Annotated in this window: 15 protein-coding genes; 12 read left to right on the top strand and 3 right to left on the bottom strand. The window is 58.4% G+C overall.

Going from position 1 to position 16,799, the window contains the following annotated elements; translation table 11 throughout:
- Positions 1 to 25: 25 nt before the first annotated feature.
- The 5 genes from BLP93_RS17745 (at position 26) to BLP93_RS13680 (ending at position 5,783) form a co-directional block, all read left to right on the top strand.
- Positions 26 to 415 carry a transposase gene (locus BLP93_RS17745; protein WP_425248230.1) on the top strand — a complete coding sequence of 130 codons (390 nt, stop codon included), beginning with the start codon at positions 26 to 28 and terminating at the stop codon, positions 413 to 415.
- Positions 416 to 560: 145 nt separating this feature from the next.
- A complete protein-coding gene (locus BLP93_RS13695; RefSeq protein ID WP_092122912.1) occupies positions 561 to 1,697 on the top strand; it encodes a glycosyltransferase family 4 protein in 1,137 nt (378 codons plus the stop codon).
- Positions 1,698 to 1,869: 172 nt separating this feature from the next.
- The gene (locus BLP93_RS13690; RefSeq protein WP_092122909.1) at positions 1,870 to 2,925 is read left to right on the top strand and encodes an MraY family glycosyltransferase; all 1,056 of its coding nucleotides are present in this window, start codon (positions 1,870 to 1,872) and stop codon (positions 2,923 to 2,925) included.
- 138 nt (positions 2,926 to 3,063) lie between these two features.
- Positions 3,064 to 4,965 carry a polysaccharide biosynthesis protein gene (locus tag BLP93_RS13685; RefSeq protein ID WP_092122906.1) on the top strand — a complete coding sequence of 634 codons (1,902 nt, stop codon included), beginning with the start codon at positions 3,064 to 3,066 and terminating at the stop codon, positions 4,963 to 4,965.
- Complete coding sequence (locus tag BLP93_RS13680) at positions 4,965 to 5,783, top strand: Wzz/FepE/Etk N-terminal domain-containing protein (protein ID WP_092122903.1); 819 nt, start codon at positions 4,965 to 4,967, stop codon at positions 5,781 to 5,783. Before BLP93_RS13685 ends, BLP93_RS13680 begins: the two co-directional genes overlap by 1 nt.
- Before the next feature lie 188 nt (positions 5,784 to 5,971).
- Here BLP93_RS13680 and BLP93_RS13675 read toward each other — a convergent pair whose 3' ends face one another.
- Entirely contained in the window at positions 5,972 to 7,300 is a 1,329-nt protein-coding gene (locus tag BLP93_RS13675) for a TolC family protein (RefSeq protein ID WP_092122899.1), read from the bottom strand.
- Positions 7,301 to 7,749: 449 nt separating this feature from the next.
- On the opposite strand from BLP93_RS13675, the gene BLP93_RS13670 reads away from it, so the two are divergent.
- From BLP93_RS13670 to hemC, 4 genes are all read left to right on the top strand, one after another.
- Complete coding sequence (locus tag BLP93_RS13670) at positions 7,750 to 8,415, top strand: hypothetical protein (protein ID WP_139163010.1); 666 nt, start codon at positions 7,750 to 7,752, stop codon at positions 8,413 to 8,415.
- Positions 8,416 to 8,690: 275 nt separating this feature from the next.
- Positions 8,691 to 9,293, top strand: coding sequence for a D-sedoheptulose 7-phosphate isomerase (locus BLP93_RS13665; RefSeq protein WP_167353025.1), 603 nt, complete (start codon positions 8,691 to 8,693; stop codon positions 9,291 to 9,293).
- A gap of 405 nt (positions 9,294 to 9,698) precedes the next feature.
- Positions 9,699 to 9,938, top strand: coding sequence for an FmdB family zinc ribbon protein (locus BLP93_RS13660; protein WP_092122893.1), 240 nt, complete (start codon positions 9,699 to 9,701; stop codon positions 9,936 to 9,938).
- Between the two features lie 14 nt (positions 9,939 to 9,952).
- Positions 9,953 to 10,894, top strand: coding sequence for a hydroxymethylbilane synthase (hemC, locus tag BLP93_RS13655; protein WP_092122890.1), 942 nt, complete (start codon positions 9,953 to 9,955; stop codon positions 10,892 to 10,894).
- 487 nt (positions 10,895 to 11,381) lie between these two features.
- On the opposite strand, the gene thiD is transcribed toward hemC, so the two are convergent.
- A complete protein-coding gene (thiD, locus tag BLP93_RS13650; protein ID WP_092122887.1) occupies positions 11,382 to 12,233 on the bottom strand; it encodes a bifunctional hydroxymethylpyrimidine kinase/phosphomethylpyrimidine kinase in 852 nt (283 codons plus the stop codon).
- A gap of 467 nt (positions 12,234 to 12,700) precedes the next feature.
- On the opposite strand from thiD, the gene BLP93_RS13645 reads away from it, so the two are divergent.
- Entirely contained in the window at positions 12,701 to 13,633 is a 933-nt protein-coding gene (locus tag BLP93_RS13645; protein ID WP_425248229.1) for an SAM-dependent methyltransferase, read from the top strand.
- A 200-nt stretch (positions 13,634 to 13,833) separates the two neighbouring features.
- On the opposite strand, the gene recD2 is transcribed toward BLP93_RS13645, so the two are convergent.
- Entirely contained in the window at positions 13,834 to 16,053 is a 2,220-nt protein-coding gene (gene recD2, locus BLP93_RS13640) for an SF1B family DNA helicase RecD2 (RefSeq protein WP_092122884.1), read from the bottom strand.
- A 93-nt stretch (positions 16,054 to 16,146) separates the two neighbouring features.
- Between recD2 and BLP93_RS13635 the strand changes: the two genes are divergently transcribed.
- Both BLP93_RS13635 and BLP93_RS13630 read left to right on the top strand, forming a co-directional pair.
- Complete coding sequence (locus tag BLP93_RS13635; protein WP_092122881.1) at positions 16,147 to 16,404, top strand: type II toxin-antitoxin system Phd/YefM family antitoxin; 258 nt, start codon at positions 16,147 to 16,149, stop codon at positions 16,402 to 16,404.
- Positions 16,401 to 16,778 (top strand): type II toxin-antitoxin system VapC family toxin, encoded by a 378-nt coding sequence (locus tag BLP93_RS13630; RefSeq protein ID WP_092122878.1) that lies wholly within the window; start codon positions 16,401 to 16,403, stop codon positions 16,776 to 16,778. Before BLP93_RS13635 ends, BLP93_RS13630 begins: the two co-directional genes overlap by 4 nt.
- Positions 16,779 to 16,799 lie beyond the last annotated feature (21 nt).

The following is a 16,799-nucleotide window of genomic DNA, read 5'->3' as shown; positions in this document are numbered from 1 at the left end:
CTACCAAAATGTAGGCGACACCAAAATCCTGCGGCCAGGGCGTCCGAAGAAAAGCGATAGCCCCTATCAACGGCGGATCGCCCGTGAGCGTTTTCGCCGTAGAGCAGGAATAGAGCCGATAATTGGTCACCTGAAACAGGATCATCGCTTGTCCCGAAACTACCTGAAAGGGGTTCTCGGCGACGCGATCAACCTGTTCATGGCTGCCGCGGCATTCAATTTCAGGAAGTGGATTCGGAAGCTCGAACACTTTTTTGCCCTTTTTACGCTTTGGCTGTTTTTCGGCACCACAACCCGTCAGCCTTCTATGATGATCCTGTACCGAAAATCGGATTTTTCAGGCTCGACTAATGTAGGCTGGGATTGTGGGGCCTGTGGGGGCGAGCCGGTTGATGCGCGGCGGGAGAAGGCCTAGTGGGTGCAATGGCTGATGTTTTTGGCTTGGGGGAGGCTTCCATCCTCCCCATCCGCAAATTATGGGCAGAACATCTCAGTTGCCGCGGCAATCGTCAGTACCATTTGTCGGATGTGCTGATGTTTCAGGCATGGCTGGAAGCCCAATGATGAGTAAACGCTTGCTTTTTGTCGTCAACTCCCCTGCTTTTTTTCTGTCGCACCGCCTGCCGATAGCCAGTGGCGCGAAACAGGTGGGTTATGAGATACATGTTGCAACAGGAAGCGGAAGTGGTGTCTCGGAGATAAAACGGTCCGGTTTTGCTTATCATCCCGTCACGTTGTCCCGTAGCGGCAAGAATCCCATTGCTGAAGTAAAAGCGTTGGTTAGGCTCTACCGCCTGATGCGCAAGGTTCGCCCCTCCATTGTCCACCTGGTGACCATCAAACCAGTGCTGTACGGCGGCATAGCCGCCCGTCTCTCGAGAGTTCCATCGGTTGTTTCGGCGGTGTCCGGACTGGGATCGGTGTTTGTTTCACAGGGACCGGCCGCGCGGGGGATGCGCGTCGTGGTGCAGGCATTGTACAAGCAGGCCTTTGCTCATCCCAACATCAAAGCCATTTTCCAAAATCCGGATGATCGTGCTGCCCTGTTGGCATTTCGTGCAATAGAACGGGAACGTACGGTCCTGATTCGCGGTTCTGGCGTCAAACTGGCTGATTATCCGTTTGTACCGGAACCGCCGGAGCCGGTTGTTGTGAGTTTTGCCGGGCGTTTGCTGCGGGAAAAAGGCATTTTTGAATATGTGGAAGCCGCGCGCATCATCAGGGAGCGTGGTTTTGACGCATGCTTTCGCGTGATTGGCGATCCAGATCCGGGCAACCCTTCATCGGTCGGTGAAGACGTTCTTGGTCGATGGCGGAGTGAGGGGCTGGTTGAGCTGCTGGGATTCCGAGAGGATATTCCGTCACTGTTCTCGAGTTCACACGTCGTTGTGCTCCCCTCTTATCGCGAAGGGCTCCCCAAATCATTGGTGGAAGCCGCTGCTGCCGGTCGTGCCGTGGTCACCACCGATGTGCCGGGGTGCCGGGATGCCATCGAGCCCGATAAATCCGGATTGCTGGTGCCCGTAAAAGACCCTCCGGCTCTTGCCGATGCAATTCAACGGCTGATCGAGAATCCTGGTTTGCGGAGAGATCTGGGGGCTGCCGGTCGGATTTTGGCGGAAAAAGAGTTTGGTATTGATAAAATTGTGGATGCCCATTTGCAAGTTTATGCCGGGCTGGAAGCCCGTGCAACATGAGGGATAACAAAATCCGGTAAACCTGCCTGCCCTGCCCGGCGCTTGTGCGAGTCGCTCCAGGTGGATATTACTTGGTTTCGCGACCGGCTCTGATGGCTGCCGCCGATTTTGGTGGATGACTCCTTGCGTGAGACGGTACAGTTTTTTTGCAAAAGACCAGGACCGAGAAACAATGAATGTGACTGGGATTGTGTTGATCGGAGCAGCGTTTTGCACGGCATTTCTGTTTACGGGATGGATGCGGCGCTTTGCCCTGACCCAAAACCTGCTTGATATACCCAACGCCCGCAGCTCGCATCAGCTCCCCACGCCCCGGGGAGGCGGAGTGTCCATCGTGCTGGTGGTGCTGGCCGGTTTGTCCGTGCTGTGGTGGCACAATAGCCTGTCCGGCGCGGAGTTGACGGCTTTTTTGGGGGCTGGCGGGCTGGTGGCCCTGGTGGGCTGGATGGATGATCGGGGGCACGTGGCGGCCCGTTGGCGACTGCTGGTTCATTTTTCGGCCGGCATCTGGGGCCTGGCTTGGCTCGGCGGTTTCCCGCCCCTGGAATTGGCGGGCCGGGTGGTGGATTTGGGCTGGCTGGGGCACGGTTTGGCTGTGTTGTACCTGGCTTGGCTGCTCAATTTGTACAATTTCATGGACGGCATCGACGGCATAGCCGGGATTGAGGCGATAACAGTCTGCGGCGGTGGGGTTGTGTTGTATTGGCTGTCTTTGGGGAGGGAATTGTCGGGTTACACAGCTCCGGCCCAGCCGGCCCTTTTGCTGGCCGCGGCGACAGCGGGGTTCCTGTGCTGGAACTTTCCGCGGGCACGCATCTTTATGGGCGATGCCGGCAGCGGTTTTGTCGGACTGTTGTTGGGGCTGCTGTCGCTGCAGGCCGCACGGGCGGCTCCTGAACTGTTCCTGGGCTGGCTGATCCTGCTGGGGGTCTTCGTGGTGGATGCCACCGTGACCCTGCTGCGGCGCATGTTGCGTGGCGAAAGGGTGTACGATGCTCACCGCGACCATGCCTATCAGCACGCCGCGCGACATCATGGCTCCCATTTTCCCGTTACACTGGCCGTGGGAGCCGTCAACCTCGCTTGGCTCCTGCCCCTGGCGGGGTTGGTGGCAACGGGCCGCCTGGACGGCCTGGTGGGGCTTTTGATTGCTTGGATTCCATTGGTTATCGTGGTGGTGTATTACCGTGGGGGGATTCGGCTGGACGGCAAGCCCGAAGGTTTTTAGGGTAAAACTACTCTGGGCCGTCGCCCACAAGCGCGCATCCGCATTCATGACCTGTCCCAAAATTACAGCCCTGCGTGCATCACAAGCCAAGCGCTGCCACTAACCGCCTTTCAACCTTTACCGGTCAACTCCATTTTCATGCGCTACTCTCTCCTGTTACGTAACCGCAATTTCTACCTGATGCTGGTCATGGACGCCTTTTTGGTGGCCGCGGCCATGATCCTGTCGTTTCTTCTTCGCTTCGACGGTACAATCCCCGCACAGTATCATAAACTGCTGGTTGGGCATTTGCCGTATCTCGTGCCCCTGAAGTTGTCGATTTTCTTTGCTTGCGGTTTGTACCACGGCATGTGGCGCTATACCAGTCTGCGGGATCTCGGTCGGGTGATGCTGGCCTGTCTGGTCGCCAGCCTTGCGTTTCTGGCCGTATTGACCTTGTTTCGTGAAGCCGGCGGTTACCCCCGTTCCATTTTCATCTTGGATCTGGGCCTGACCTGTGCTCTGATTGGTGGACTACGGATCTTCGTGCGGTTGGCCATGAACCGGCTGCATGTCAATAAATGCAGATTGTTGGTCAAGGCGAACGGCCTCAAACACGTGGGCCTGCTCGGGGCCGGTCGGACCGGGGAGCGAATGATCAGGGAAATGCTGGACAATCCCGCGTTGAACATGCTCCCGGTGGCCCTGTTTGACGACGATCCCTTGAAATGGGGCAAGTCCGTGCATGGCTGTCCGGTGATCGGGCAAATCGAGCTGCTGCCGCAACACGCCGACGCCATTGACGAGGTGCTGATCGGCATGGCGACGATAACCGGTGAGCGCATGCGGCGGATCGTGGCCCTGTGCGAACAGACCGGCAAGCCTTTCCGGACCATGCCCAATCTGGACGAGATCATGGACGGCCGGATCTCCCTGAAGTCCATCCGTAACATCCGCTACGAGGACCTGCTCGGACGCGAAGTTGTCCAGTTGGACACGGATTTATTGGGTCATGCCTATGCCGGGAAGCGGGTCTTGATCACCGGCGCGGGCGGTTCCATCGGATCCGAATTGGTCCGGCAGATGGGCGTGTTTCAGCCCAGCGAACTGGGCCTTCTGGATTTTTCCGAATACAACCTGTTCCGCGTGGATCTGAAAACCAGGCAAGTCTTCGAGGATCTGCCCGTGCGGGTCTTTCTGGCGGATATCCGCGACCGAGCCGCACTGGCCCGGGTCATGGGCGAGTTTCAGCCCCAGGTCATTCTTCATGCCGCCGCGTACAAGCACGTGCCTTTGCAGGAGGTCACCCCCTGGGAGGCGATTCTGAACAATGTTCAGGGTACCTGGAACATGGTTCAGGCGGCGCTGGATTTTGGGGTGGAGCGCTTCGTGCTCGTCTCCACGGACAAGGCGGTCCGTCCGACCAACGTCATGGGCGCGACCAAGCGAGTCGCGGAAAAGCTTGTGGAATGCGCCAACGGACATCAAGCTTGTCGCTTCGTGGCCGTGCGTTTCGGCAATGTGTTGGGCAGTTCCGGGTCGGTGGTGCCCATTTTCAAATCCCAGATCGAGGCCCGCCTGCCGATTACCGTGACCCATCCGGAAGTGACCCGCTATTTCATGTGCGTGTCCGAGGCGGCTCAGTTGATCCTGCAGGCCGGGGCCATGGCCGAGGGCGGCGAGATATTTATTCTGGACATGGGACGGCCCGTGCGCATCGCGGACATGGCCCGGGATCTAATTCGACTGCATGGATTGGAGCCTGAAAAGGATGTGCCCATCGTGTACACCGGCCTGAGGCCCGGAGAAAAACTCTACGAGGAGCTCATCACCGAGGGCGAGGGCATTGTTCAGACCGGCCACCGCCGAATCAAGGTTCTCCGCGGCGTGCGTTGCGACCTGGATGATCTCGAGCGCCTGATGCGCGACCTTGTGGCCGCGGCACTGCACTACGACGTGCAGGGAATCAAGAGCAGCCTGCAAGTCATCGTGCCGGAATACAAACCTGGAAATGACGTTGAAGGTTGTACGTTGAAGCCGAATGTTGAAAGGGGAAAGTAATGCAAGACAAGGACAAGATCCAAACGGCGGAGAGAGGCGGCGAAACGTATGGTGCGCCGCGTAACGGCGGATACGACGACGAGATCGACCTGCGGGATCTGGCTCTGGTCCTGATCAGGCGCAAGTGGCTTATTCTGGCGGTTGTCATACTGGGCCTGGGCCTGGCCTCCGGGTATCTGGCCTTGACCCCCAAGACGTACACCGCAACCAGGACGCTGATTTTTCCCGCGGATGCCACAACACTGAAAGGCCTGGATTTGGATGCCGATTATTACTCGGCTAAAGTGCTTGAATACAGCAGATCCCTTGACGGGGTGACGGTCAGCGCTTCTGCTCCGCAGGGAAAATCCAACCGACTGGTGATAGAGGCCCGCGGCCATGATGAACAGACACTTTCCGAGGCCTTTGACAACCTGCCGCTTTTTTTGACCAGTTTGCCCGAGCACCTTCAGGGCATGGAGCATACTCGGCAAAATGTCGTCCTCCAGATGGGGGCTGATCTCTTTTTGTTGGAAAGGTACCAGAATTTGTTGCTGGACCAAAAAACCGGCGGGGGAAGGAATATTTTGCTGGGTTTTGACGTGGCTTTAGCGGAGCGGGATGTCCAGTTGAGCTTGACTGAAAAACAGGATCTGTTGGACAACCTTGAAGCACGGCACTCCATCTACTACCTGCAACAGGACCATGCAATCACCTCGGTCCGGCCCAATGTCCAACTTGTGCTTGCCCTGGCTGCCGTGGCATCCCTGATGGCCGGCGTGTTCGCGGCCTTCTTCGCGGAGTTCGTGCAGGGGCTGAGGCAGAGGGGAGGGAAGTGAAGTGAAGGTTAGGGGTGATAGGTTATGGGTGATAGGGGCTAGGGACTAGGGGTTAGGGGCTATGGGCTAGGGGTGATAGGGAAATACGGGTTAGTGCCAATACGGAGATGGGGACCTATCGGCCATCACCTATAGCCTGTTACCTTTTTTCACCCATAACCCATAACCCATCTCCTATCACCCCTCATCTAAAATTCTAACCCCGGATTCATTTCTCCAGTCGCTGCGAAGAGGCGGGCTATGGCGAGTTGGTGGTCGGCCATGGCGTCGGTGAGGTCGGCTTCGCTGCGGGTCAGGCGGGCCTGGGCGTCCAGGACTTCCGTGTTGGTGCCGACCTGGGCCTGGAAGCGGGCCTGGGCGATACGGAAGCCTTCCCGGGCTTCCTCCAGGGCCTTGTTGGCCACGGAGATGCGCGCCGCGGCTTCGTTCAGGTTAAGGTGCAGCGACTGGACGGCAAAGGAGACCTCCAGGCGCAGGTTGGCTGTTTCCTCACGCAGGCGGAGCACGTTTTGCCGTGCCTGATCGGTGGCATGGCGGGTCCGATTGAAGTCGAAGGCCCGCCATCGGACATTGACTCCGGTAGTCCACCAGGAGTCCGGGCGGGTCGTAATTCCTCTGATCTCTTCCTCGGTGCTGCGGCGGTAGTAGTCCAAGTCGGCGCTGACCTGGGGATACAGGTCGCTGGCTGTGATATCCACGTCCCGATCGGCGATTTCTTCGGCTTTGAGGGCCATGGCGATGTCCGGGCGTTGGCTGAAGGCCATGTCCAGTGAGTCCTGCAAGCGGGGTGCAAAGGGCGAGTAGGTCAATTCGCCGACATAGGTCACCGGAGTTTCCAGGTCGAGATTGAGCAGGGTGTTCAGACGGGCGTTCTGGGTGGCCACGGCATTCTCGGAGATGAGCAGCAGCTGCTCGGCCTGGGCCAGGTCCACTTCGGCCTGAAGCACGTCGAATTTGGGGCGCAGGCCGACATCGAAAAACGCCTGGGCGTTGCGCAACTGGGATTCGAGTCGAATAAACGAATCCCGGGCGCTGCGCACGTTCTCCCGGGCCCGCAGCAATTCCAGGAACTGCTCCTGGATGGTCAGAGTCAGGGCCAGTTCTCTGTTGATCAATTCAAGTTGAACCTGCTCCCGGGCCAGTTCGGCGCGCTGGCGGGTGTTCAGGAGTCGCCAGCCCGTGAACAGGGGCTGGCTGAGATTGAGGTTCGCTGTCCAGGAGCCGCGATCTCCCTGGGCCACGGCTTCGTCCACGTAGGAATATCCGAAGTTCGTGGTCAAAGCCGGGTAGAAAGCGGCCTGGGCGGCTCGTTCGCCGAATTCCGCGCCCCGCAGGGCAGCCCGGATGCCGGCCATCTGAGGGTTGGCCTGCAGTCCGCGCTGCACCGCCTCCCCCATTGTGAACGTCTTCTCGGCCTCGGCCCGCTGATCCGCCAGGGCCGGCGTGACGGAGAAAAGTGCAAGTGCGCAGAGCACAAGGAGCATTCCGAGACGGACGGATTTAGTTTTGTGCTGCATGATGTTTTGATTTTTAACCGGCTTGAGGTTATACTATAGCGTTGTTCACAATGCCCATGATTAACCCAGTCCCAAGGCCTTGGTCAATGTTTATGGATCATGGTCTCTTTGCTTTCTTGCCCAAAGATTCGGTTTGGCGTTGAACAACCTCCGCATTCATGACGGCTGCATTGTAGACCATGTGATTTTAAAAAAATTGTGGCAGGCATGGCCTGGATGCCCACCTTCGCGGGCATCACGTGATTGGAGAAGCGGACTCATTGAAATCATTCCCGCGAAGGCGGGAATCCAGTTGCAAGGTAACTCGCAGGCTGTGTCCGACCTTTTTGAGCCGTACCAGACCATCAACCAAAACCCGAAAAACATAGACATAATTAATCGCCATGTTTCGAGCCTGGATCCGTTCAAAACGTCCCGAATTCGTCCGAGATATTCTCAGGGATTTCTGTTTGAGCCAGCAAGTGCTGGAAAATCAGTTCCGGCTCTTTGATGCCGAGGAGCATCTGGAGTTCGAGGTGCTGCGTGATATCCTGGGCGTTGAGATGAACAAGGGCCTGCTCTGGCGGCTCAAGGACACAGCGCACCACCTCTTTCGCACTGATCAGGACGGCGACGTCAACGGCCAGCTCCTGGGCTGGTGCCTGGGCTATATTTTCCACGAGGCCATGAAACTCAAAGAGGATGCCTACCAGCGCGAGAGCTATGGGGGCAGATTCATGCAGCTCAAGGAGATCGGGCTCAGTTTTGAGGAACGTCACATGGTGGAGGAATTGTCCAAGGTCATCGATCAGACCAGGGAGAGCATGCGCCGGGAAGTCGCCCGGATCCGCTACATCATCGCCTCCAGCCGGAAGCTGTTCATCCGCTACCTGCCGGATCACCGGGACAACGCGCTGCTGGCCCGGCTCCTGTACGACCGCAACAATCTGGTGCGCATGGTTTTCGCGGAAGAATACGGCCCCCTGGTCAAGGCCATGTATGGCGACCGCCCGGAACTGCTGTATCAACTTGCATCCCAGAGCCTGATGCTCGGAGGATGGGAGCGGGAAGCCGTCCTGGCTGAGGAAGAAGGTCAGTTGCTTTCCAGCGGAGCGGTCAAGGCTGGTTCAGAGTAAAAATGAACCGCCCGCTTCGCTCAGGGCGCAAAGGACGCCAAGAAGAGTTTTCGGCTTCCGCTGGAATGATGCGGAAGCCAAAAGGCTTTAGCCTATCGGCAGACTCTACATCACCCCGGCAGGGGTGAGGCAATCTTTTGGAAAGCAGCTCCTTCCCTGCTTTCCAAAATGTCTTTCCTGGCGATCTTGGCGTCTTGAGCGAAGCGGGCGGTTCAATTCATCTCAACAAAACAAGGTGAACCAGCGTGAAGAACTCGATTCAATTGTCCGACGAACTGGTCGGTCTTGGTGAAGCGCTGCACCGGGTGAACGACTATGTCGCCCGGGGGAGCGCATTGCGTGAGAAGTACTTTGCCGAGCACGGGGCGGATGTTGTTTTGGCGGCCCGGGTTCTGGCATCGGCGCTGTCCGACGGAAAGAAGATCCTGCTGTGCGGAAATGGCGGTAGCGCCGCGGATGCCCAGCACTTGGCCGCCGAATTCGTGAACCGGTTTTTGATCGACCGTCGTCCCCTCCCGGCCATCGCCCTGTCCACGGACACGTCGATCCTGACCGCGGTGGGCAACGATTTTGGATTCGAGCTGGTCTTCGCCAAGCAGGTCCAGGCCTTGGGACAGCCCGGCGACGTGCTTCTTGGCTTGTCGACCTCCGGCAACAGCCCGAACGTTCTGGCCGCCTTGCGGGCCGGTCGGGAAACCGGAATGGTCACCATCGGCCTGACCGGCGAAGGCGGCGGGGAGATGCAGGAACTGTGCGACCACCTTCTAGCCGTACCCTCGCGCCAAACCCCGCTGATCCAGGAAGTGCACATCACCATCGGCCATCTACTGTGCCTGCTGACGGACGAGATTCTGTTCGCGGGGCTGAAAGTTGAATAACGATCTGTCTTTGTCGAAATCGCAATCGTAATCGTAATCGCAATCGAGATTTTTGAAAGTCGTCGCCGGCGGTCTTGCGGCGGAGGCAGTCAGCTGGGAAATGTGGTGAGAGTGGAAGATCTAATTTGATTGTGTAACCACTCAGTATTATGTAGCTGTTCAAACAGAGGGCTTGAATTACGGAAGACACCTGGATTCCGGCCTTCGCCGGAATGACTGATGAAAGGAGATCGTTGCATCTTGAAGTCATACCGGCGAAAGCCGGTATCCAGGTCTTTTATTCGGCTCTGTTGACGAGATACGTTTTTTTGTCGATTTCGATTGCGATTATGATTTCGATTTCGATTGCGATTATGATCGATTGTGATCGATTATGAGTGGTAAATTTCAATAAGGAGTGAATAAATGCCGATATACGAATTTCTCTGCGAACAATGCGACAAGGAGTTCGAGGAGTTGGTTTTTGGTGATCCCAAGGTGGCGTGTCCGCATTGCGGGTCGGACAGGACGGGGAAGCTGATGTCCCGCTGCCGTCACAAGCGGGGTGGAGGCGCGGATCCGGTGGGTGAGGCGTCCTCTGCCGGTTCCGGTTCCGGCTCATCATGTTCCGGTTGCTCGGCGTCGAGTTGCGCCGGGTGCCATTGAGCGGTGCCCGAGTCATGATGAACGTCATTACCATCGCAACCCGGGGCAGCAAGCTGGCCCTGTGGCAGGCGGAGCACATCAAGGCCCGGCTTCTGGAGCGCTATCCCGGATTGACCGTGAAGCTGCTGATCGTCAAGACCATGGGCGACAAGATCCAGGACGTACCCCTGGCCAAGGTCGGCGGCAAGGGTCTCTTCGTGAAGGAGATCGAGGAGGCCATTCTGGACGGCCGCGCGGATCTGGCCGTGCACAGCATGAAGGACGTGCCCGCGGAATTGCCGGAAGGGCTGATCCTGGGGGTGATTCCGGAACGTGAAAACATGACCGATGCGCTGCTCTCGGTGAAGTACGCCGACCTGAAAGATCTTCCGGAAGGGGCGCGCATCGGAACGAGCAGCCTGCGGCGGCGCTGTCAGTTGCTGGCGCTGCGGCCGGACTTGGAGATTCTCAACCTGCGCGGCAATCTGGACACCCGGGTGGGCAAGCTGCTCAACGGCGACTACGACGCCATTGTCGTGGCCCGGGCCGGCATGAACCGGCTTGGCCTCAGCGTGCCGCAAATCAGCGAACTCGGGCCGCCGGACTTCCTGCCCGCGGTGGGCCAGGGAGCCTTGGGGCTGGAGTACGCGAAGGACCGCCGGGATGTGGCCGAACTTCTGGAATTCCTGAATCACCGGGAAACACATAGCTGCGTCTTGGCGGAGCGGGCCTTTCTGGCCACCCTGGAAGGGGGATGCCAGGTGCCCATTGCCGGTTTCGCCCGGTACAGCGATGCCAACAGGATCACCCTGCGCGGCCTGGTCGCGGACGTGGACGGCAAGAACCTGATTATCGAAGAGGCAACGGCCAAGCCCAGGGATGCCGAGGAACTGGGTCGCCAGGTGGCCCAGGCCGTGCTGGACCGGGGCGGACGGGAGATACTGGAAGAGGTCTACGCGGCACACGGTCCCGAATGATCCTGCCGGCAGGCTGTTGAAAAATCCCCGCTGGTTGCGTTGCCGCAAAAAGTTCAAGCCCTCACGTATGCCTAATACGCTTCGGCCTAAAACTTTTTTTGCGCCTTGCCATCGGGGTTTTTGAACAGCCTGCGGATCAGGCTATCCTCAATACTGCTCAGGGTGGCAGACCGTTGAAAAATTTCAAGTTTCGACGACGCATCGAACGATCCGGCCCGAAGGGGCCGGACAAAGGACGTGGCAGGACAGCTTTTTATGCTCCTTGCACTTGGAATTTTTGAATCGACTGTCAGGTAAAGGTTTTTTTTTCGTAACTACTCAGCTCATCCGTTTTAAAAACGGACTGGATACCCGCCTTCGCGGGTATGACTGATTCAAGACGGGATTGGAAAACAAGTCATTCCCGCGAAGGCGGGAATCCAGGTCATGTGCCCTCATTTGAAAGCAATTTTTTCGCTCAAACTGAGTAGTTCTTTTTCAACACACGTTACTGGGCCGGGTCGAGCCATGGGTGCAGGTGATTGACCGGACCCACGCCGCGGCCCATGGGATAGGCGGTGCGGATGGCTGCGTGCAGATAGTCCACGGCTTGTTCGACGGCTTGCTCCATCTCCAGACCCTGGCCCAAGCCCGCGGCTATGGCGGCGGACAGGGTGCAGCCGGTGCCGTGGGTATGCCGGGACGCCAGCCGGGCATGTTCGAACTTGCGGATCGGCCTGTCTTTGACGGCCAGCCAATCAACAAGCTTCTCGCCTTCAAAATGTCCGCCCTTGAGCAGGACGGCCTTGCAGCCCAGGTTCAACATCAGTTCCAGAGCCCGGGGAACGTCTTCCTCCCCCACGATATCCATTCCGGTGAGCAGTTCCGCCTCGGGGCGATTGGGCGTCACAAGGTCGGCCAGGGGCAGCAATACGGACTTCAGGGTCTCCACGGCCTCGGGCAAGAGCAGACTGTGTCCGCTCTTGCTGACGCAAACCGGGTCCACGACCAGGGGAAATGTTTTGGTCGCCAGTTGCCCGGCCAGGACGCGGATCAGGGGGGCGGAAAACAGCATTCCGGTCTTGGCCGCGGCCACGGGCAGGTCCTCCAGAACCGACTGCAACTGCCGGGCGACAAACGGCTCCGGCAAGGGGGCGATGTCCTGCACGCCCTGGGTGTTCTGGGCCGTGATGGCGGTCAGGACCGACGCGCCGTAGCAGCGCAGAACCGTGAAGGTTTTCAGGTCCGCCTGAATACCGGCCCCGCCGCTGGAGTCCGATCCGGCGATGGTCAGAATGCACGGCGGGTGCGGGCGGGGTGTGGCATCGGACAGGACATGGTTTTTTTTTTGAATTTGCATGTATACTTCTCCTGGCGTGACAAAACTTTTTTGTAACTACTCAGCTCATCCGAGTAAAAGGGGACTGGATACCCGCTCCCCGTCTGCACGAGGACAGGCTTCGCGAGTATGACTAACCCGGAGACGGCATTGAAAAACAAGTCATTCCCGCGAAGGCGGGAATCCAGGTCATGCTTGCCGCTCGTTTTACAGGTAATGTAACTACTCAGCACATCTCACAACAAGACCTGGAGTGTTCCGGCTTGTCTCGATTTTTTGGCATCGCCTGTCTGACTGAGCCAGGATTCGTTCATCGAACCATTGCCGGACGCATGAAGCACAAAATGCTGTTTATTCGTGCAATGGTTAGATGTTACGAAGCCGGCGAAGGAGTTGCGATGCGGAAAAATCGAGACAAGCCGGAACAGCTGAGTAGTTATTCAGCAATTTCGAGTTATTATTTTGCAATGAGATCCAGCTTGAACAGAATTGAAAACGAAATGACCCCTTTACCTCGGGAACTCACCGGCTATCTCGCTCCGGACGGCTTTCTACCGGAACTGACGCGGGAGGTGGGGGACGGCGTGCTCCGGCTCGGCCGGCTTGTGCTCTGTCCCGGACCGGCAGTGGATGCCGCCTGGGCGCAAAATGTCTGGCACTCGCCGCGGGTAATCGCCTTCGAGTCCATAGCCCAGGCCGCGAATGCGCTCAAGGGGCTTGGCAGGCGTTGGGCGCTGTACGACGAGCATCTCCGGAATCGGGGGCGGGCCAAACTGATTCAGGAACGATTGTCAGGCCCCTCCCCCAAGTCGTTCCGGTTCGGGACAACGACGCCAAACTCCCCCCTCGGGTCCTGGACCCTTTTGGATGATCGGACCCTACTGGCCTCCGCACGCTGTTCCAGTCCCTTCGCGCATGGCGATATCCAGTTTCTGGAGGACAAGACCGGTCCGCCCAGCAGGGCCTATCTCAAGCTCTGGGAGGTCTTTACCTTATTGGGGCAAAGTCCGAAACCGGGACAGCTCTGCCTGGACCTTGGCTCCAGCCCCGGCGGCTGGACCTGGGTGCTGCAAAAACTCGGCGCTCGGGTGATCAGCGTGGACAAGGCCCCCCTTGCTCCGGGGCTCGCGAATCTGGAGGGAGTCGATTTCCGGGTCGAGAGCGCCTTTGCGCAGCGCCCTGAGAAAATCGGCCCGGTAGATTGGCTGTTTTCGGACGTGATCTGCTACCCGCACCGGCTGCTCAGCCTAGTCACCCAGTGGCTGGAAGCCGGGGCGGCCAAAAATTATGTCTGCACCATCAAGTTCCAGGGCGAGACGGACTTCGAAACCATCGACCGCTTTCGCGCCATTCCAAACTCCCGCCTGCTGCATCTGGCGCACAATAAACACGAACTCACATGGGTTTGGGGGAAGGGGTGATGGGTAATAGGCGATGGGTGAGAGGCTATGGGCGCGATGGGTGAGAGGCTATGGGTAATTGGCGATGGGTGAGAGGAAAGCTTCAGAATAACCCATACGCTCAACAAATCCCATAACCTCACCAACCGCGGTCACCCCCATTGCCTCTCGCCCATAACCCATAACCCATAACCCATAACCCATAACCCATCCCCCCTCACCTATCCCTCCACCATCTCCACAATCCTGCGCGCCAAATCCGTATATCGATTCTTTGCCTTCGCGTTCTTGAGCCCGATGACCAGGGCTTTCTTGCTGCCAAGGATTACCGCCAGTCGCCTGGCACGGGTCAGTCCGGTGTAGATCAGGTTGCGCTGCAGGAGCATGAAGTGCTGGGTGAGCAGGGGCATGACCACGCACGGGTACTCGCTGCCCTGGGACTTGTGCACGCTCACGGCATAGGCCAGGCTGAGCTCGTCCATCTCGGACAGTTCGTAACTGACATCCCGCCCGTCGAATTCCACGACCGCCTGGCCGTCCTCGATGTTCACCGAGCTGATCCAGCCCAGGTCGCCGTTGAAGACTTCCTTGTCGTAATTGTTGCGCATCTGCAGGACCCGGTCGCCCACGCGCATCTTGCGAAAACCCACGGCAAACTCGCGGCCCTTGGGGTTGAGCCGCTCCTGAAGCAGGGTGTTGAGCTGCTGCGTTCCGACTTCCCCTTTGTGCATGGGAGTGAGCACCTGGACATCCAGGCGCGGATCCATCCCGTATCCGGCCGGGATGCGTTCGCAGACCATCTGCAGGATCATTGCCTGGACCCGGGATGGGTCGTCCTGTTCGATCCAGTAAAAATCCGCCTCCGGAGGGGGCTTGGGGGACTGGCAGGGGAACTGGCCCTGATTGATGCGGTGGGCGTTGACCACGATCATGCTTTCCTGAGCCTGACGATAGATGTGGGTCAGCTCCGCATGGGGCAGGGCCGCGCTTTTGAGCAGGTCGCCGAGAATATTGCCCGGGCCCACGGAAGGCAGCTGATTCACGTCGCCCACGAGTACCAGCCGCGAAGTGAGGGGCAGGGCCCGGAGCACGGCCAGGCAGAGGTGGCAGTCCAGCATGGAGACTTCGTCCACCACCAGCATTCCGGCCTTGAGCATCTTGGTTTCGTTCATGCCGAAACCCCCGTCCGGCGCATACTGCAGGAGACGGTGCAGCGTGGAGGCGTGGGTGCGGGTGGCCTCGGAAAGCCGTTTGGCCGCCCGGCCAGTGGGGGCGGCCAGCTTCACCGCGATGCCCAGGGCGGTGACGGCTTCCACGATGAACCGGGTGATGGTGGTCTTGCCCGTGCCCGGCCCGCCGGTGAGGATGAACACCTTGTTCAGGCAGGCGTCTTCCACGGCCTGGCGCTGCTGCGGGGACAAGGTGATCCTGTGCCGGGCTTCCAACTGGGCCAGCACGTTGCGCAGCTTGCTCTTGTCCACGGCGGCGGGGTGCTGGATCAGTTCCCGCAGGCGCTGGGCGATTTCGTTTTCCCAACGGTGGAAGTGGCTGAGGTAGACAACGGTCCCCAGTCCCTGGGTGGGCAACTCCTCCAGAATGATCCGTCGGCGTTCCGCCAGCACGTCCAACGCGCTGTGCAGTTCCTCGAGGGGCGCGCCGCCGAGAAGAGATGTCGTGTTTTCAAGCAGTTCATCCAACGGCACAAAGACATGCCCTGATTCACTGGCATGGAAAAGCATGTATACCAGGGCCGCTTCCAGCCGTTCGCGGCAATACGGGGCAAAGCCGAGTTTCAGGGCAATGGCGTCCGCGGTCTTGAAGCCGATGCCGTGGACCTCGTAGGCCAGGTCGTAGGGGTTGTCCCGGACCTTCTGCAGGGCCTGGGCTCCGTAATGGCGATGGATGCGCACGGCCAGGGCCGGAGAAACGTCGTGTTCCTGGAGGAACAGGATCAGGGCGCGAACATGGTGCTGCTCCTCCCAGGACTGAACGATTTTCTGAAGCTTGGAAACGCCGATGCCCTCGACCCGGAGCAGTTGATCCGGATCCGTGTCGATGATTTCCAGGGTCTTGTCCTTGAACAGCTTGATCATCCGTTCGGCAAGGGCCGGACCCACGCCCTTGAGTTGACCGGAGGCCAAATACCTGCGGATGGCATTGACTCCGGCCGGCAACAGCGGCTCGGCTTTGGTGATCAGGAATTGCCGCCCATATTTGGGATGCTCTTTCCACTGGCCGGACAGGTTCAGCAACTCTCCAGGCTTGACCTCCACGATGTTGCCCACGGCAGTAACAATGCCCGGCTCTTCGCGGACCTTGACCCGAATCACGGCGTAGCCGTTGGCTGGATTGAAAAAGGTCACGCCTTGAACCTCGGCGTTGATGGTGATCAGCGGAGGGCAGAGGGGATTTGGATTTGACGACCGGGGCTGGGGTTTCATGTTGTTGATCAGGAGCAGAAAGTAGTGACGTTGTTGCGGTTTGAGTTGACTTCAATCTGTTTCGAGATAACCTTTTAAAAAAAAGGGGGTATTATGTTGCAGGTGAATGTCGAGGAGCATGATACTGAAATCATTCGTTTGATGCAGGCGGCGTTGGCCGGAGAGGACGTTTTGCTGGCCCGTTCAGGCAAACCTCTCGTTCGCTTGACGCCACTGGTCGATACGTTGCACCGAACCACCGGGTATAAGACATTGGCCGTTACCCGGGAGGAAATTGACGCGGCTTTCTGCGCCAATGCGGACGCAGAGGTTGCCGAATTGTTCTTCGGTCGTGACTCGAAGCCGCTATGAGCAGTTTACTTCTGGATACGCACATCCTGCTGTGGTGGCTTTCCGGACATCCACGGCTTGACATGCCGACACAAAAGCTGATTGCCTCGTCAGAGGCGGTTGTCAGTGCCGCTTCCGTCTGGGAAACGGCGATTAAATTCAAGCTTGGGAAGTTATCCGTCTCCCCAGATGAATTGTTGCATCTGACTCGCAACTCAGGAATGCGAATGTTGCCCGTATATGCTGAACACGCCGCTACAACCGCAAAGCTGCCCGCGTTCCACAACGATCCTTTTGACCGCTTGCTGATCGCTCAGGCCAAACATGAAGGTCTTCAACTGCTCACCGCGGACAGATTGCTTGCCGCATACGGAGATCCGGTTCGTTTGGTTTAAGCAATATCTTCACCCTGCTTC

The sequence above is a fragment of the Desulfonatronum thiosulfatophilum genome (genome assembly GCF_900104215.1).
Taxonomy (GTDB): domain Bacteria; phylum Desulfobacterota; class Desulfovibrionia; order Desulfovibrionales; family Desulfonatronaceae; genus Desulfonatronum; species Desulfonatronum thiosulfatophilum.
The sequence above is the reverse complement of the archived record's forward strand: the minus strand, read 5'-3'. Positions and strand labels throughout refer to the sequence as shown.

What these genes read in the sequence shown, in the direction of transcription:
- BLP93_RS13695 (WP_092122912.1), top strand. Translation starts at nt 561, where the DNA reads ATGATGAGTAAACGCTTGCTTTTTGTCGTCAACTCCCCTGCTTTTTTT.
- BLP93_RS13690 (WP_092122909.1), top strand. Translation starts at nt 1,870, where the DNA reads ATGAATGTGACTGGGATTGTGTTGATCGGAGCAGCGTTTTGCACGGCA.
- BLP93_RS13685 (WP_092122906.1), top strand. Translation starts at nt 3,064, where the DNA reads ATGCGCTACTCTCTCCTGTTACGTAACCGCAATTTCTACCTGATGCTG.
- BLP93_RS13680 (WP_092122903.1), top strand. Translation starts at nt 4,965, where the DNA reads ATGCAAGACAAGGACAAGATCCAAACGGCGGAGAGAGGCGGCGAAACG.
- BLP93_RS13675 (WP_092122899.1), bottom strand. Translation starts at nt 7,300, where the DNA reads ATGCAGCACAAAACTAAATCCGTCCGTCTCGGAATGCTCCTTGTGCTC.
- BLP93_RS13660 (WP_092122893.1), top strand. Translation starts at nt 9,699, where the DNA reads ATGCCGATATACGAATTTCTCTGCGAACAATGCGACAAGGAGTTCGAG.
- hemC (WP_092122890.1), top strand. Translation starts at nt 9,953, where the DNA reads ATGATGAACGTCATTACCATCGCAACCCGGGGCAGCAAGCTGGCCCTG.
- thiD (WP_092122887.1), bottom strand. Translation starts at nt 12,233, where the DNA reads ATGCAAATTCAAAAAAAAAACCATGTCCTGTCCGATGCCACACCCCGC.
- recD2 (WP_092122884.1), bottom strand. Translation starts at nt 16,053, where the DNA reads ATGAAACCCCAGCCCCGGTCGTCAAATCCAAATCCCCTCTGCCCTCCG.
- BLP93_RS13635 (WP_092122881.1), top strand. Translation starts at nt 16,147, where the DNA reads ATGTTGCAGGTGAATGTCGAGGAGCATGATACTGAAATCATTCGTTTG.
- BLP93_RS13630 (WP_092122878.1), top strand. Translation starts at nt 16,401, where the DNA reads ATGAGCAGTTTACTTCTGGATACGCACATCCTGCTGTGGTGGCTTTCC.